The following is a 14,226-nucleotide window of genomic DNA, read 5'->3' as shown; positions in this document are numbered from 1 at the left end:
TTCTATCTTTGTAAATACATTCGCAATAATAGACATTTTTTTCATGGTATTTTTTCCAAACGACAAATAAACTCTACTTTTACATTTTTGATTTCCAGTACTTCGACATTTTTCTCGTTTAATTTATGTAAAAAACGCAAATCATAATTATAGATTTGCGTTTCCATCTTCACAAATACAGTACCTTATTTTATTAAAAAAGATAAATTTTCTATAAAGGTAAACCTTAATCAGTGCGAACTTTCTTCATCCCCACTGATTATTAGCACTTACCAATCAGGATTTTAGTGCAGTTCATGCAAATTACATATCTAATTTGTTTCACTAACTAGAAATTTGATAAAGCTTTATTTATAACAAATCACCCACTCAGAAAGGAATTTTTTATATGCGTAAACATATCATTATTTTTTTCATTTTATTATCTACTGTCATTTTTCCTTTTCAAACGTATGCCCATACAAATAAAGTTGCCATTGTAATCGACGACTTTGGAAATAATATGAAGGGAACTGAAAGGATGTTATCACTTCCCATTCCACTTACTGTAGCTGTTATGCCCTTTCTTCCATCTACAAAACAAGATGCAGTAGCTGCACATCAAAAAGGGCATGAAGTTATTATTCATATGCCAATGGAGCCTATTAAAGGAAAAAAAGAATGGCTTGGTCCTAAAGCCATTACAACTGATTTAAGTGATCATGAAATTGAAAGTCGGGTCGAACAAGCGATTCAAGAAGTACCACATGCAATTGGGATGAATAATCATATGGGTTCTAAAGTAACAGCTGATGAAAGAATTATGCGAATCATACTATCAGTATGTAAAAAACATGGCCTATTTTATTTAGATAGTAAAACAAATCCCAATAGCGTAGTACCAAAAATCGGAAAGGAATTAGGAGTTCCTATTGTAGAAAATCAATTATTCTTTGATGATGTTTATACATCATCTCATATTACAAAGCAAGCACAGTTACTTCTACAAAAAATTAAAGAAAAGCCTGTCGTAGTAGCAATTGGTCATGTCGGCCCTCCTGGGGAAATTACTTCTCGTGTTATTGAGTCCACCATTCCTAAAGTACGTGAACATGCAGACTTTATTTTCTTATCCGACCTTGTCCTCTCACCACCACCTGTCTCCAAACAAAAATAGAGAGCAGCTATATGCTGCTCTCTATTTTTCATACTACTACCTTATATATAATCTACATGACTCACGCGAAATCCTTTTTTCTCTATTTTTGCAATTAATGATTCTAATGCTTTTTCACTTAAGTCATCTGTAATGTTCACAATAACACGACGAATATATTGATCACCATTGTCCAATGTAAATAATCCACCAATATGATAAGACCTGAGCAACGTTCCTAACTCCTTAATTGTCCCCTTACAATCTTGCGTTGCGATTGTTATTATATAACCACCCGTTTGCATCCCAAATGAATCTTCAATGACATCAAATATATTAGAATGTGTTAAAATGCCAACAAATTCATTGTACTCATTCAATACAGCTAAAAATGGAAGACGCCTAATTACATAAAAGGCTCGAAAAAAAGAATCCTTTTCAAAAATAAATGCAGATTTATCTTCCATAATATCTTTCACACATACATCTTCTAAACCCTCATTACATTTACGTTCTAAAATATCTACTTTATAAATGATCCCTTTAAATCTCTTCTCATCTTCTGCAAGTACAGGGATTGCTCTATATCCCTTCACGTCCATAATTTTTAACGCCTGTTCCCCCGAATCATTATCCTTACAAAATGTCACCTGTTGTTTCGGCAGAAAATGATATTTAACTCGCAAAATACGTTCCTCCTCACATGACGACATGTAATCTATATATAATAAGGAGACCCATATTTTATGAGTGAAATTATTTTTTTAAAACGCTTTCATTTATTAGTTTGCACGTAACGAATTATTCTCTTTATATAACTGAACTCTTAGTTCCTTTAATCATCAATAATTTCACGTGATAATTCATTAAATACTCTAACCCTTCTAGCCATTTTTTCGTCTCTTCTGGCGAGTTTCCCCATACAATCATTCCGTAATTATGAACAAGTATAGCACCGCCGCCTTCTATAAAATTAGGAACATGATTCTCTAATAAATCAGCAAACTTCTTTTCATTTTCTACAATCGGAATCGTAATCTCTGTAATTCCTTCTTTTCCAAAAACACGTTCTACAGTGCGTTTTTCAAATGTAACTGCTCCTTCTTTTCCATATAACTCTGATATTAAATGACTATCTACAGTTTGAACTTGCAAAATACACTCCGCATTACCTTTTTTATAAATATCTGCATGCATAAACGATTCAACTGCTGGTTTTTCATCATTTGCAAATACAGGCTCGCACATACTATTTACTACAATAAAATCCTCTTCTGCAAATAACCCTTTGTCTCTTCCTTCAATATTTACTAAAAATGTTAATGGTTCTTGTGATGTCCGCATAGATAAACTAATTTTTGTACCATAAAACCAATCACGGAGAGCCAATTCCATTTTTACATCTCTTAACTCTTTCCACTTCTTTAAAAAAAATAACATTTCGTCACCCCCATGAGAATATTACTGTAATGGTTTAGCCATTTCTATGTAAAAGAAGTATTTTTTGATTATTCCAAAAATTTAATTGAATTATCACATGAGAATCTCTTTTTGTCAATACAATTTCTTCATCTACCTGAAAATTAGGCACGTGTTACACAACAAAAAAAGCTCTTTCACAGAGCCTTTTTGTTCATCATTTGAAGCATCTCACTCTTCTCTTTCTCATTAATAATGCCGATTTTTTGTAACATATTTGTATACAATATAAGTTTATTATACAAGCGTTCCGACACCTTTTCCCCTTCTTTCCTCCAGTCAACTTTTTTTCTGTTGGTAAATTATATGAAGGAAACCGAAAAATGTGTCCATTTTTTTTGCACTGATACAAAACTTTTCAAAGTACCTCTCTCATCTATGTGTAAAACAATAAAACAGTAGGCCCTACAACTTTCGGATTGGAAACCTATATTTAACTAATCGTCCAGCGAATATTATTTTTTGTAATAAATTCTTCAAAACTATGAGGCATTTTTTTATCGCAAATTACGTGCCCAATATCAGAAAAACCGGCGATTCGATAATTTCCTTTTACCCCCAGTTTTGTATGATCACATAAAATAAATGCCTTTTCCGCTAATTGAATCATCGCTTCTGATAACTTAGCTTTTTCCAATTCAAAACTCGAGATTCCAAAACTAGGTAACAATCCATCAATTGAAATAAATGCCTTATGAAAATGAAACTGACGAATGACTTGCTGTGAAATAGATCCTGATACACGACAGTGTTTTGGAGATACCTTTCCTCCAATAAATAATACTTCACCATCAAACATTTTTTTATTTATAGAAGAAATGAATTGGGTTGCAACAGGAAATGAACTCGTCACAACAGTTAAGTTTTTCCGATGAACGAGATACGGGACCATTTGCAGGGGCGTGCTTCCATCATCGATAACAATGACATCTCCATCTTCTACAAAAGTTGCTGCTTTATAGCCAATTCTTTTCTTTTCCTCAATATATAGCATTTCTCTTTCTAGCATAGGGGGCTCTATCCCTGCACCCGGAAGTTGAACCGCTCCCCCGTATACTTTCTTCAACTTCTTTTCCCGATCAAGCTCTTCTAAATATCTGCGAATGGTTTCTGTTGATACTGAAAATTCACTTGCTAGCTCTGAAACTTTCACTTTTCCCTTAAACTCTACTTTTTCAAGAATACTACGCTTTCTCTCTTCTCCAACAATAGACATAACTTCACCTCATTTTTCTCTCTCCCACTTACTTTTTCGGTTCTGCTTTTTGCCCAAATTCTTTTTCCCAACGTTCTAAAGTTTTATCGCGATTATCAGCCGCCCATTTAAAATTGTTATTTTTATATAACTTGTCTGTTACATCTTTTGGGAAACCATCCGGAAGTTTATAATCATTTTTAATCGTCGCGAATCCATTTTTCTGGCTTTTTATCATCTTTAAATTGCGGAAGTACACGATCTACACCTTTTGGAGAGTATTCTTTCAACATTTCTTTCTTTTCTAGAGCTAAAAGACTAGAAGCTGCTATTCCCCATACAACATCTGCTTGTGTATTTTTCCCTTCTGCTAACAATTTCGCTGTAATAACCCCTGTTGAATCACGAACAATATTTAATTTCACATCTGGGTATTTCTTTTTAAAGGAATCAAGATAAATAGGTACAAGTTCTTCTTCAATTGCTGTGTAAGCTGCTAATGATCCAGACAGTTTGTCATCTTTCACTTTCGCCCCAGCAGTTTCTTCTTTCTTAGTACCACATCCCATTAATAAAGAAAACATTCCCCCGGTTGCTACAGCTTTAAAGAGTGTTTTTTCACTTTTTCTCTCTCCTTTTATTTTTCTTATGTACAACTCCAATATAAACGCCAAGTGTAAAAACAGTATTAAACCAACATTAATCTTTTGTTTGTTGTTTGTTTTTGTGTAATACGTTGCTACTTCAATGTTTTTTCATATTTTTTCACAACAAAAAAACAGAAAATTTACAATTAATTAAGAAAAGATTAAAAATTCCACAAAAAAATGAGACGTTTGTAAAAAACGCCTCATTTTTGCTTACCCTTTTTTGAATTACGATTTGCATATTTCGCTGGATTTTCATTTTCATACTCTACCGCAAATTCCGCATCCGGTAGGCTTTCTTTTGGAGTTTTATTATGATTCATTGCCGCATGTTGTTTTACTTTTCGTTTTACCACTTACAATACCTTCCTTCACTGTAATGACATCTTACTTTCTATATTAGTTTGAGAAAACTTTCAAAAATTATTGATGGGAAGTATTAACAAGTACAAAGCAACGTATATATGGAAACACTATATCTGAACAGGAAATTCATATTTCCTACTATAATAAAGAAGGAACGATTACTTTGAAGAAAAAACAACAAATTCATTCACCCATTTTAGATGAAACCTTGCCGCATCAAATGAATTTCCCCTCCTTTAAAGGAACAGGAAAACAAATGCAACAACCCTTTATTAATCAATACGATGTTGTAATTGGAGATAGTAAATACAATTCTAAAAATAGCCCACTTAACAATTGGAGTGATGAAGTTGATCCGGCCATTATGGCTGGCGAAGAATGGATCCATCCAACAAATGATATGGGATGGATTTCAGAAGAAAATCAAGAAGTGTTACGAAACAAAACAGACGGGGTTGAAGATTCATTTATGCACCCTCAATTTGGTATTAACGATTAAAAAACCATTCTACCTTTATAGGTAGAATGGTTTCATGTTATCCAATAATAATTCTCTCTTTGGGATATTTATAGCGAGGCGGTTGTTCCCTTCCACCACTTGCTAAAATAAATGTTAAAATACCAACACGACCAATAAACATAAGAACAATTAATACAAGTTTTCCAGCAGTTGTTAAATCAGAAGTGATACCTGTTGATAACCCAGTCGTTCCAAATGCAGAACATACTTCAACAATTAAACTCATAAATGGTGCATTTTCAGTCATCGATAAAATAAATAAAGCAGAAGCACATAATAAAATCCCCATAGTCATAACAACGGACGCTTTTAAAACGTCTTCCTCATGCAATTGCCGTTTAAAAACACGTACCGTTCTGTCACCTTTTGCAAACGTATATAGGGAAAGAATATTCACAGCAAACGTCGTTGTACGTATTCCCCCTCCAACTGAACTTGGAGAAGCACCAATAAACATTAAAACACTCATAAATAAAAGCGTCGGCTGTGACAAGTCACGTATATCCATTGTCGCTAATCCACCACTTCTCGTTGTAACGGATTGAAACAACGTATAAAATACCGTTTCATGCCAGGATTTCCCTAATAAAAACTGATTTCGCTCCAATAAAAAAATAACGATTGTTCCCACAATAATAAGCGAGAAAAATGTCGTTGTTGTCAATTTTGTAAATAGTGAAAAACGAAACAATTGATGTTTTTCCTTACTCAAATACTGTTTTACTTCCATTAGCACAGGAAAGCCAATTGCTCCTAAAATAATAAGAAGCATATGAATTATTTGTACAATATAGTCTTTCTGATATGGAATAAGCGACTGACCAGTTAAATCAAATCCACCATTCGTTGTTGCACTAACAGCGGCAAAAAAACCATGAAAATACGCTTCTTTCCAACTTGGGAAATAGAGTAAAAATCTTGTTCCTAATAGAAGCGCCCCAACCACTTCTATCGAAATAATCAAAATTAAAATAGACCGCATCAACTCAACAAGCCCTGATAAATTTCCTTGGTTATGATCTGCCATAATTAATCGTCTTCGCTGCAAACCTATTTTCTTACCTGTTATCATCCAAACAAATGTACCAAGTGCCATAATTCCTAAACCGCCTAATTGTAATACGAGCGCTAAAATCATAATACCTGCCGTATTAAACGTATCTGGAATAGAAACCACTGAAAGCCCCGTAACACTAACAGCGCTAACAGATATAAATAACGCATCTATAAAAGTCCATTTTACACCTGGCTTAATGACAAATGGTAAACTTAATAAAATTACAGAAACAATTACTGCTATGAAATAAAATAAAACAATAAGCTGTACCGGACGCAATTTTTGCAAAAATTTCTTTATATCTCTCATCCCATCACTTCGCTACCTTTTTTCTATCGATTAAACAAAGAAAAATCATCATTTTCTTTATTTGTAAATAACTGCTGAAATAGTTTTGCAAATACCATTCCATATACAGTTCCATTTCCCCCATACGGTAATGCATAATACAAATTAGAGACTTTATCATCTTCTTTACAAATAGGAAGACCATCATGACTTCCGCCAAATGCAGCAGCCCAATAATATTCAGCTCTTATATTTGAAAGATTTGGAAACATCTCTTGTATAATTTTAGTTAGCAATTCTCGTTTATGCAATAACTTTGTATCACCAAATTTCTGAAGTTGTATCGCTTCATCTAATCCGCCTACAATAATTCTATTTTTGTACGTACGAAAATACAAATACGGCCGAGCAGTTTCCCAAATTAATGATTGTTCGTGCCACCCATTAAAATGCTCTTGCTCATTTGTAACAATAGCATAAGAGGTTTCTACCGTTGTATTTGCTTCTTTTTTCCCAAATAGTGTTTCATATCCTGTAGCCATAATCACTGCTTTCGCTACAATTTTCTTACCTATTTTTGTGTAAGAAACCAAATCTTTTTGAACAGGCTTAATATGCACAACCTCTGTATTTTCAAAAGTAGAAGCACCTAGCTGGTTTGCTTTATGTATAAGACCATGAGCTAACATATACGGGTTCACTTCTGCATCCCCCCCTGTATATAATGCTGCCGGTTTTTTAAATGAATATCGTTTCTTAATATCAGATTCTGTAAAATACTCAACAGGAAATCCGTAACGTTGTAATGTACGATACTCTTCTTGAAGGAATGAAATATCTTCATTTTGACTTGCATAATATAAGCTTCTTCTCGGAATAAAACAAGGATCAATATCTAACATTGGAACAACCTGTTCCAATGTTCGCAGTGCCTCGTAACAAAGCTGATAAGCTCGCACCCCTTTTGCTTCCCCAAATGTATGAATCAAAGATGTCAATGACTTATCATGAACAAATTGTAGTAATCCTGTATTAGCAACTGTGCTTCCGTGTGCAATTTTTCGTTTATCAATCAACGTGACACTCATTCCTAATTTTGTTAAAAAATATGCAATTTGAGCGCCTGATTCTCCGCTTCCAACAATAAGCACATCACATATCATATCATTTTCTAATATCGGATAACAAGGCATACAAGCTTCTTCATTCCAGTATAACTTCCCTAATGCTAATTTCATAACTATTCTCCTACAATTGAATTTCCTCCCTTTTATTTTTTGTTACTTTACATAAAAAAATCCAGCTAGCCTATGCTAGCTGGATTTTCCATTTCATTCGTATGAACAAAAAAGATATTTGTTCAAGCCATATTAATCACTTTTTCACTTCAATTAGAGCGTTCCTCAAGCCAATTTCCAACTGTAGGATACGTTTGTTTTACAGCCGTTCCACCATATACAACTGACATATGTCCTGTCGGCAAGCACACATACTGTTTGTCTGTACTAGAAATATGATCCAGCAACGCCTCTACTTGGCATGGCAATGCAATATGATCACGTTTTGCAGAAATATTTAAGACATTTGCCTTAATGTTTTCAAGTTTTACTTTTTGACCTCGAATCACGAGCTCACCTTTAACCAATTTATTATTTTGATAAAAATCGCGAATCCATTGTCGATACGACTCACCTGGGAATGGGATACCATCTCCAACCCATTTTTGAATTAGCTTCCAGCTTTCAACAAAGCGCTCATTTTCTGAGCGGTCAAGTAAAGCAACATACGGACCAACAAAGTTTGTAATTGGCTTTAACATTTTATTTCCGAAATCAATCATTTCCGGCGGTATATTTCCAAATGTATCAACTGCTTTGTCTAAGTTAAAATACTTTTCATCTAATAATGGACCATATAATCCGGTTTCAGAGAAATCAAATGGACTTGTCATAAAAATTAAATTTCGAATCGGCATATGCGGGTGAAGTGCCGCATAAATGGATGTTAGCGTACCACCCATACAATATCCGAGTAGAGATACCTCGTCCGCTTTTGCAGTTCGCATTACTTTTTTAACTGCTTTTGCAATATAGTCGAACACAAAATCATCAAACTTTAAATGACTATCTTCTAAACCGAATGTGCCCCAATCAAGCATATACACATCAAAACCACGATCTACTAAATATTCCACCAAACTATTTCCTGGTGTCAAATCCATAATATATGGTTTATTAATTAGCGCATAGATCAATAAAATGGGAACTGAATGTGTTTTTTCCTGCTTTGGAATGTAACGATACAGCTTCGTTTTATTTTTCGTCCAAATGACCTCTTTTGGAGTTAAAGCAACTTGTGGCTCTGGTTCACGCAGTAAAACTTCACTCGCTCTTTTAAAACGACGATATGCTTTTCGATATTCTTCTGGGTATAGTTCCAATTGCTTTTCCCATTCTGTTACGAATGTAGTCATTTTCCTATCTCCTTTTTAACTGATTTCCTTCTTCAAGAAAGAAGTGCACTCCTGCTATGGATATGCACTTTTTCCTTGCTTCATTACATATATAATCCGCCGTTAATATTTAACTGTTGACCAGTGATATACGCTCCATCACGGCACAAGTATACAACACCTTTTGCAATTTCATCCGCTTGTCCGAAACGTTTCTTTGGAATCTTAGAAACGATTTTTTGACGAACATCTTCCGGCACTTCTGCTACCATTTCTGTATCAATGAATCCTGGGCAAATCGCATTCACTGTTACATTTGTTTTCGCAAGTTCTAGCGCTAATGACTTTGTAAATCCTAACATACCAGCTTTTGCTGCTGAATAGTTTGTTTGTCCAAATCCACCAGCTTGTCCAATAATAGAAGAAATGCTAATGATTCTACCCTCTTCTGATTCTGTTATGTAAGGAAGTGCCGCACTCGTTGTATTAAATACACTACTTAAGTTTACATCGATTACGCGATCCCAATCTTCACGGTTTAATTTTTTGAAAGTACGGTCTCTTGTAATACCAGCATTATTTACAAGAATATCTACCTTACCAAAATGATTCACAGCTTCATCTACAAGGCGTTTCGCATCTTCTAGCTTAGAAACATCTGCCTGAACTGCATATACATCATGACCTTCTGTTCCTAATTCATTCACTAGATTTTCAGCCGCTTCTTTACTGCTATTATAGTTAATAACAACCTTTGCTCCCTCTTTTGCTAATGCTACTGTAATCGCTTTACCAATTCCTTTTGCCCCACCTGTTACGATTGCTACTTTACCATTTAATTGAACCATTTCTATTCCCCCTTTATTGAATTTGTTAGATATAAGAATGCATCACCTTGATACATATTTTAAAACGATATTCTACATACAAACTATTTTCAGCTGTTCATACCATTCGTAAAAGAGGTTCTTACTTTCCCTTTTTGAACGTATAAACAACACTTCTTAACTACTTTTTATTCTCTGGTTTCAGAGGCGCTTTCGCCACTTCTTTCGCTGGTTCCTGTAATTTTGCTAACACTTCATTTTGTTTTTCAAGTAATCCTAAAATCTTATCCACTTTATCTTCTAATGTACGAATATCTTGTTTCACTTTTGTTACATCACGTTTTAGCGTAGGAGATTGTCCTAAAGAATCTGCTTTTTCTTCCAAAAACTCTTCGATGTTATCAACTTTATTTTCTAAGTTAATAACAAGCGTAGCTACTCTTGCGATATCGTCTTGGGTTGGCATGTTCACTTTTTCTAAATAGCCTTTTGTTGCATCATTCAACATCTTCTGATAAAACAAATTCAAATCTAGAACGCTTCCCATCCAAGCAGAATACTCTTCTGTTTTGATTGTTTCATTGAGCGTTTTTCCCCAAAATGTTTCGGTCTGTTCATAAGCTTCTTTCCATGCTTGCAGTGGATCGAATTTTTGATCAATCACTTCTCCTACACTCCTTTATTCGTTTTTGAAACAATTCAACCTATTCACTATTTTCCAATATTCTGAATAAAACTTCAAGTCTGTATTTTGTTTTTTTCTATATTCCAACAAATGTATTGACATAGAAAACAGATAGGTGTAAATTGCACTTATAAGCAAAAAATTCCATTTAACTGATTCATGAGGTGATGCACAATCATGCTACATAATGAACCAGAACAACAAGAAAGTTTGGAAACAAACCAAGCGAAACAACCAAACTCCATGCCAAAAAACTTCTTAGTTCCCTTCTTACTTCTCTGTCTAAAAGACTGGAGTCTTCACGGTTACAAACTGATTCAAATGCTAATGGATATTGGCTTTTCTTCCGTTGACCAAGGTAATGTTTATAGAACCTTGCGCAAGTTAGAAAAAGAAAACCTCATATCTTCCACTTGGGATACAAGTGAAGGAGGGCCAGCAAAGCGAATTTATTCTTTAACAGAATATGGAGAGCAATATTTAGCAACATGCGCGACCTCTTTTGAACATTACCAAAATATGTTGCGAACATTCTTCACGTTATACACCAATGCATTCTTTCCATTTTCTACTTCTCCAGAAAAGGATGAAAAAAAATCTTCATCTTCACCTGGTGGTACAGCAGAATAATCTGCGTTCACAATATGCAAAAAAATATTTGGAGGTCAAACCATGGAAACTAAACCATACGAACTGGTCGATGCATTTTGGAAAAATTGGTCACATTCTCTTTCCCTTTTCTCTTCAGCAGGGAAACAATTGGAGCAACTTACTTTAGAAACTTTAAAACAACAGCAGGATGCTTTGCATAAATTAACAGCAGGAGTAGATGAACTCGAAAAAGAACTACAACAATTCACTACTCAATTTAATAGTCAATATACAGAATACGTGAAGCAATTCACAGGCAACTCCTTAAATGAACAAATTAACGAATGGCAAGAAAAATGGAACGAACTTTCTAATCATATTCATCAACTTACTGTGTCTCCAACAAAAACATCTTTATCGATTCTTACTCAAACGAACGGCAAGTTTGAAGAAACAACAAAACAATTCATTGAACAACAACAACTTCAACGTGACGAGGGTCAAAAACAATTAGAAGGTTTTTTGGAAGAATTCAAATCTACACAACTGGAACTCGTAAAAAAGTTCGAGGAAAACTCAAAAAATCTATTTACTTCCATCAAGTAAGGAAAATGTGGCAGCTTACCGCAGAACAAACTAAACTCTTTCTTCCTCCCATTGCATCAAGATGGCTTACATTTTTCGATATGGAAAAGAAGGAGGAAAAAATGAATCCATTTCAAGAAGCGCAGTCTGTTCCAGAGCTTCATTATGATGAGATTCAAGTTGGCGATCAAGCATCCTTAACAAAAACGATTACCAATGAAGACATTATCACTTTTGCAAAACTGACCGGGGATGTAAATCCAATTCATATTCTGGACTCTTTTGCAAAAACAACAATGTTTAAAGAAAGAATTGCACATGGTATGCTTGTTTCAGGATTTATTTCGACCATTCTCGGAACAAAATTACCAGGAAAAAACACAATTTATTTATCACAAAATGTATCATTTCGTGCACCTGTAAAAATTGGTGATACCTTACGCGTAGTCGCAGAAGTTATCAAAAAACGTGATGATAAAAAAATTATTACGTTGCAAACAAATGTATATAATCAATGGAATGATATAGTTGTCGAAGGTACAGCAACAATAATGAAAAAAGAGTAGCATGTGTGCTACTCTTTTTTCGTATCCAATAACTTCTAATCTCACCGATTACTTCCGTGTATGACCAAACATATAACACATACACTAACGATACCAGTTTATACAGTGAGCTAGCTTGTATCAGCAAAACATTCCTTTACCGCTCATTAAAAACAAATAAACTGGAATATAAATTAGGATGTGTTATCAGTGGTAAAAACAAATAAATTACTTGTTCCTGGTGCTGAGCAAGCGCTAGAACAATTTAAATATGAAATTGCACAAGAGTTTGGTGTAAGCTTAGGTTCGAATACAGCATCTCGTTCTAACGGATCTGTCGGTGGCGAAGTAACAAAACGTCTCGTTTCCTTAGCACAACAACAATTACGTGGATAATTCTATAAATAATTGATTCAGGGGCAGATATATTCTGCCTCTTTTCCTTTTCAACATACATTGTAATTCTTTTTGACATACTACAAAGAGCAAGCCGAAAGGAAAGGTATATAATATGAAACGGATTAATATTAAAATGAGTCCTCCTCGTGTACTTACGTTATCTTTTATTGCACTATCCATTATCGGAACATGCCTATTAAAACTGCCTATCTCCACTACAACTTCAATTTCTTGGCTAGATGCATTATTTACAACTGTTTCTGCATTTACAGTTACAGGACTCGGCGTTGTTGACACCGGAAAAGTGTTCACCCTATTTGGGCAACTTGTCATTTTAACACTCATACAAGTTGGCGGCCTCGGCATTATGAGCTTTGCTATATTAATCGCGATTATGCTCGGGAGAAAAATCGGTCTCCAAAATCGAATCTTACTACAGCAAGCATTAAATCAAACAAATATCGGCGGAGTGATTCGTCTCGCAAAATCATTATTTCTATTTTCTTTTACCATTGAATGTTTCGCTACTCTTCTTCTTGCTTTTGAATGGGTTCCAAAATACGGTGTTTTTAACGGACTATATTATAGTTTTTTTCATGCCATTTCAGCATTTAACAACGCCGGATTTTCCATTTGGACTGATAATTTAATGTCACAATCTCATAGTATACTCGTCAACATAGTCATTTCCTCTCTCATTATTTTAGGCGGAATTGGTTTCACAGTCATAGTGGATATAAAAAGAAAACGCAACTTTAAGAACCTTACATTACACTCTAAACTTATGCTCTCATCTACTCTTATTGTAAATATTGCTGCTACAATTTTAATTTTTATATTTGAATTCCATAATCCAATTTCTATGAAAGGATTTACACCGTTTGAAGAAGGACTAGCAGCCTATTTCCAAGCTGTTTCCACACGTACAGCTGGCTTTAATACTGTAGACATGGCACAATTAACAAAACCATCTCTTTTACTAATGATGTTGCTCATGTTCATTGGAGCTGGTAGTGCTTCAACAGGTGGCGGTATTAAATTAACAACCTTTTTAATTATGCTACTCGGGGTTCTTAAATTTTTACAAGAGCAAGATGACATTGTCATCTTTAAAAAATCAATAAAAGATGGTTTGATTGTAAAATCACTTGCCATTGTAGTCATTTCAATCTCATTTATTTTTTTCGCCATATTAATTTTAAGTATCACCGAACAAGTTCCCCTCTTAATGAGTGCCTTTGAAGTATTTTCGGCATTTGGGACTGTTGGTCTCAGTATGGGACTTACCTCAAAATTGACAATAATCGGGAAGATAACCATTATATTTATGATGTTTTTTGGAAAGATGGGCCCTTTAACATTAGCATTTTCTTTTGCACGTAAAAACCAAAGAAAGATAAAATATCCAAACGAAGACATTTTAACAGGTTGACAAACATTTACATCACCCATATA

Annotated in this window: 16 protein-coding genes and 1 pseudogene; 7 read left to right on the top strand and 10 right to left on the bottom strand. The window is 34.4% G+C overall.

Annotation, left to right across the window (positions count from 1 at the left end):
* Window positions 1-388 precede the first annotated feature (388 nt).
* Window positions 389-1,156 (top strand): divergent polysaccharide deacetylase family protein, encoded by a 768-nt coding sequence (locus JDS96_RS08220; RefSeq protein WP_006094099.1) that lies wholly within the window; start codon window positions 389-391, stop codon window positions 1,154-1,156.
* A gap of 41 nt (window positions 1,157-1,197) precedes the next feature.
* Here JDS96_RS08220 and cbpA read toward each other — a convergent pair whose 3' ends face one another.
* The 5 genes and pseudogenes from cbpA to JDS96_RS08195 all read right to left on the bottom strand — a co-directional run bounded on the left by cbpA (window position 1,198) and on the right by JDS96_RS08195 (window position 4,812).
* Window positions 1,198-1,821, bottom strand: a complete 624-nt coding sequence (gene cbpA / locus JDS96_RS08215; protein WP_018764164.1) for a cyclic di-AMP binding protein CbpA — start codon at window positions 1,819-1,821, stop codon at window positions 1,198-1,200.
* Between the two features lie 124 nt (window positions 1,822-1,945).
* Entirely contained in the window at window positions 1,946-2,575 is a 630-nt protein-coding gene (locus JDS96_RS08210; protein ID WP_003196074.1) for a class II aldolase/adducin family protein, read from the bottom strand.
* Between the two features lie 472 nt (window positions 2,576-3,047).
* Window positions 3,048-3,830 carry a DeoR/GlpR family DNA-binding transcription regulator gene (locus JDS96_RS08205; protein ID WP_003196072.1) on the bottom strand — a complete coding sequence of 261 codons (783 nt, stop codon included), beginning with the start codon at window positions 3,828-3,830 and terminating at the stop codon, window positions 3,048-3,050.
* Window positions 3,831-3,858: 28 nt separating this feature from the next.
* Window positions 3,859-4,393 (bottom strand): annotated as a pseudogene (locus JDS96_RS08200) (type 2 periplasmic-binding domain-containing protein).
* Between the two features lie 266 nt (window positions 4,394-4,659).
* On the bottom strand, window positions 4,660-4,812 hold the full coding sequence (locus JDS96_RS08195; RefSeq protein WP_000240797.1) for a hypothetical protein: 153 nt from the start codon (window positions 4,810-4,812) through the stop codon (window positions 4,660-4,662).
* Between the two features lie 173 nt (window positions 4,813-4,985).
* Here JDS96_RS08195 and JDS96_RS08190 point away from each other — a divergent pair, with 173 nt between their 5' ends.
* A complete protein-coding gene (locus JDS96_RS08190; RefSeq protein ID WP_199666578.1) occupies window positions 4,986-5,321 on the top strand; it encodes a DUF3905 domain-containing protein in 336 nt (111 codons plus the stop codon).
* Between the two features lie 37 nt (window positions 5,322-5,358).
* Here JDS96_RS08190 and JDS96_RS08185 read toward each other — a convergent pair whose 3' ends face one another.
* From JDS96_RS08185 to phaR, 5 genes are all read right to left on the bottom strand, one after another.
* A complete protein-coding gene (locus JDS96_RS08185) occupies window positions 5,359-6,708 on the bottom strand; it encodes a TrkH family potassium uptake protein (protein WP_003196068.1) in 1,350 nt (449 codons plus the stop codon).
* Between the two features lie 23 nt (window positions 6,709-6,731).
* Window positions 6,732-7,925: an NAD(P)/FAD-dependent oxidoreductase gene (locus tag JDS96_RS08180; protein WP_199666577.1), complete on the bottom strand. Its 1,194-nt coding sequence runs from the start codon at window positions 7,923-7,925 to the stop codon at window positions 6,732-6,734.
* Window positions 7,926-8,074: 149 nt separating this feature from the next.
* On the bottom strand, window positions 8,075-9,160 hold the full coding sequence (phaC, locus tag JDS96_RS08175) for a class III poly(R)-hydroxyalkanoic acid synthase subunit PhaC (protein WP_003196066.1): 1,086 nt from the start codon (window positions 9,158-9,160) through the stop codon (window positions 8,075-8,077).
* An 83-nt stretch (window positions 9,161-9,243) separates the two neighbouring features.
* Entirely contained in the window at window positions 9,244-9,987 is a 744-nt protein-coding gene (locus tag JDS96_RS08170; protein ID WP_003196065.1) for an acetoacetyl-CoA reductase, read from the bottom strand.
* A gap of 160 nt (window positions 9,988-10,147) precedes the next feature.
* Entirely contained in the window at window positions 10,148-10,630 is a 483-nt protein-coding gene (gene phaR, locus JDS96_RS08165) for a polyhydroxyalkanoic acid synthase subunit PhaR (protein WP_003196064.1), read from the bottom strand.
* 198 nt (window positions 10,631-10,828) lie between these two features.
* On the opposite strand from phaR, the gene phaQ reads away from it, so the two are divergent.
* The 5 genes from phaQ (at window position 10,829) to JDS96_RS08140 (ending at window position 14,203) form a co-directional block, all read left to right on the top strand.
* Window positions 10,829-11,281, top strand: a complete 453-nt coding sequence (gene phaQ, locus JDS96_RS08160; protein ID WP_003196063.1) for a poly-beta-hydroxybutyrate-responsive repressor — start codon at window positions 10,829-10,831, stop codon at window positions 11,279-11,281.
* Between the two features lie 42 nt (window positions 11,282-11,323).
* Window positions 11,324-11,848 carry a polyhydroxyalkanoic acid inclusion protein PhaP gene (gene phaP, locus JDS96_RS08155; RefSeq protein WP_003196062.1) on the top strand — a complete coding sequence of 175 codons (525 nt, stop codon included), beginning with the start codon at window positions 11,324-11,326 and terminating at the stop codon, window positions 11,846-11,848.
* A 101-nt stretch (window positions 11,849-11,949) separates the two neighbouring features.
* Window positions 11,950-12,393, top strand: coding sequence for a MaoC family dehydratase (locus JDS96_RS08150; protein ID WP_018764158.1), 444 nt, complete (start codon window positions 11,950-11,952; stop codon window positions 12,391-12,393).
* A gap of 189 nt (window positions 12,394-12,582) precedes the next feature.
* Window positions 12,583-12,768, top strand: coding sequence for an alpha/beta-type small acid-soluble spore protein (locus tag JDS96_RS08145; RefSeq protein ID WP_000241213.1), 186 nt, complete (start codon window positions 12,583-12,585; stop codon window positions 12,766-12,768).
* A 115-nt stretch (window positions 12,769-12,883) separates the two neighbouring features.
* Entirely contained in the window at window positions 12,884-14,203 is a 1,320-nt protein-coding gene (locus JDS96_RS08140; RefSeq protein ID WP_003196060.1) for a TrkH family potassium uptake protein, read from the top strand.
* Window positions 14,204-14,226: the final 23 nt, after the last annotated feature.

The organism is Bacillus cereus group sp. N21, assembly GCF_016483395.1.
Lineage (GTDB): Bacteria > Bacillota > Bacilli > Bacillales > Bacillaceae_G > Bacillus_A > Bacillus_A pseudomycoides.
Note: the sequence above shows the minus strand (reverse complement) of the source record. Positions and strands in the feature narration are given on the sequence as shown.

What these genes read in the sequence shown, in the direction of transcription:
- JDS96_RS08220 (WP_006094099.1), top strand. Translation starts at nt 389, where the DNA reads ATGCGTAAACATATCATTATTTTTTTCATTTTATTATCTACTGTCATT.
- JDS96_RS08210 (WP_003196074.1), bottom strand. Translation starts at nt 2,575, where the DNA reads ATGTTATTTTTTTTAAAGAAGTGGAAAGAGTTAAGAGATGTAAAAATG.
- JDS96_RS08205 (WP_003196072.1), bottom strand. Translation starts at nt 3,830, where the DNA reads ATGTCTATTGTTGGAGAAGAGAGAAAGCGTAGTATTCTTGAAAAAGTA.
- JDS96_RS08185 (WP_003196068.1), bottom strand. Translation starts at nt 6,708, where the DNA reads ATGAGAGATATAAAGAAATTTTTGCAAAAATTGCGTCCGGTACAGCTT.
- JDS96_RS08180 (WP_199666577.1), bottom strand. Translation starts at nt 7,925, where the DNA reads ATGAAATTAGCATTAGGGAAGTTATACTGGAATGAAGAAGCTTGTATG.
- phaC (WP_003196066.1), bottom strand. Translation starts at nt 9,160, where the DNA reads ATGACTACATTCGTAACAGAATGGGAAAAGCAATTGGAACTATACCCA.
- JDS96_RS08170 (WP_003196065.1), bottom strand. Translation starts at nt 9,987, where the DNA reads ATGGTTCAATTAAATGGTAAAGTAGCAATCGTAACAGGTGGGGCAAAA.
- phaQ (WP_003196063.1), top strand. Translation starts at nt 10,829, where the DNA reads ATGCTACATAATGAACCAGAACAACAAGAAAGTTTGGAAACAAACCAA.
- phaP (WP_003196062.1), top strand. Translation starts at nt 11,324, where the DNA reads ATGGAAACTAAACCATACGAACTGGTCGATGCATTTTGGAAAAATTGG.
- JDS96_RS08150 (WP_018764158.1), top strand. Translation starts at nt 11,950, where the DNA reads ATGAATCCATTTCAAGAAGCGCAGTCTGTTCCAGAGCTTCATTATGAT.
- JDS96_RS08140 (WP_003196060.1), top strand. Translation starts at nt 12,884, where the DNA reads ATGAAACGGATTAATATTAAAATGAGTCCTCCTCGTGTACTTACGTTA.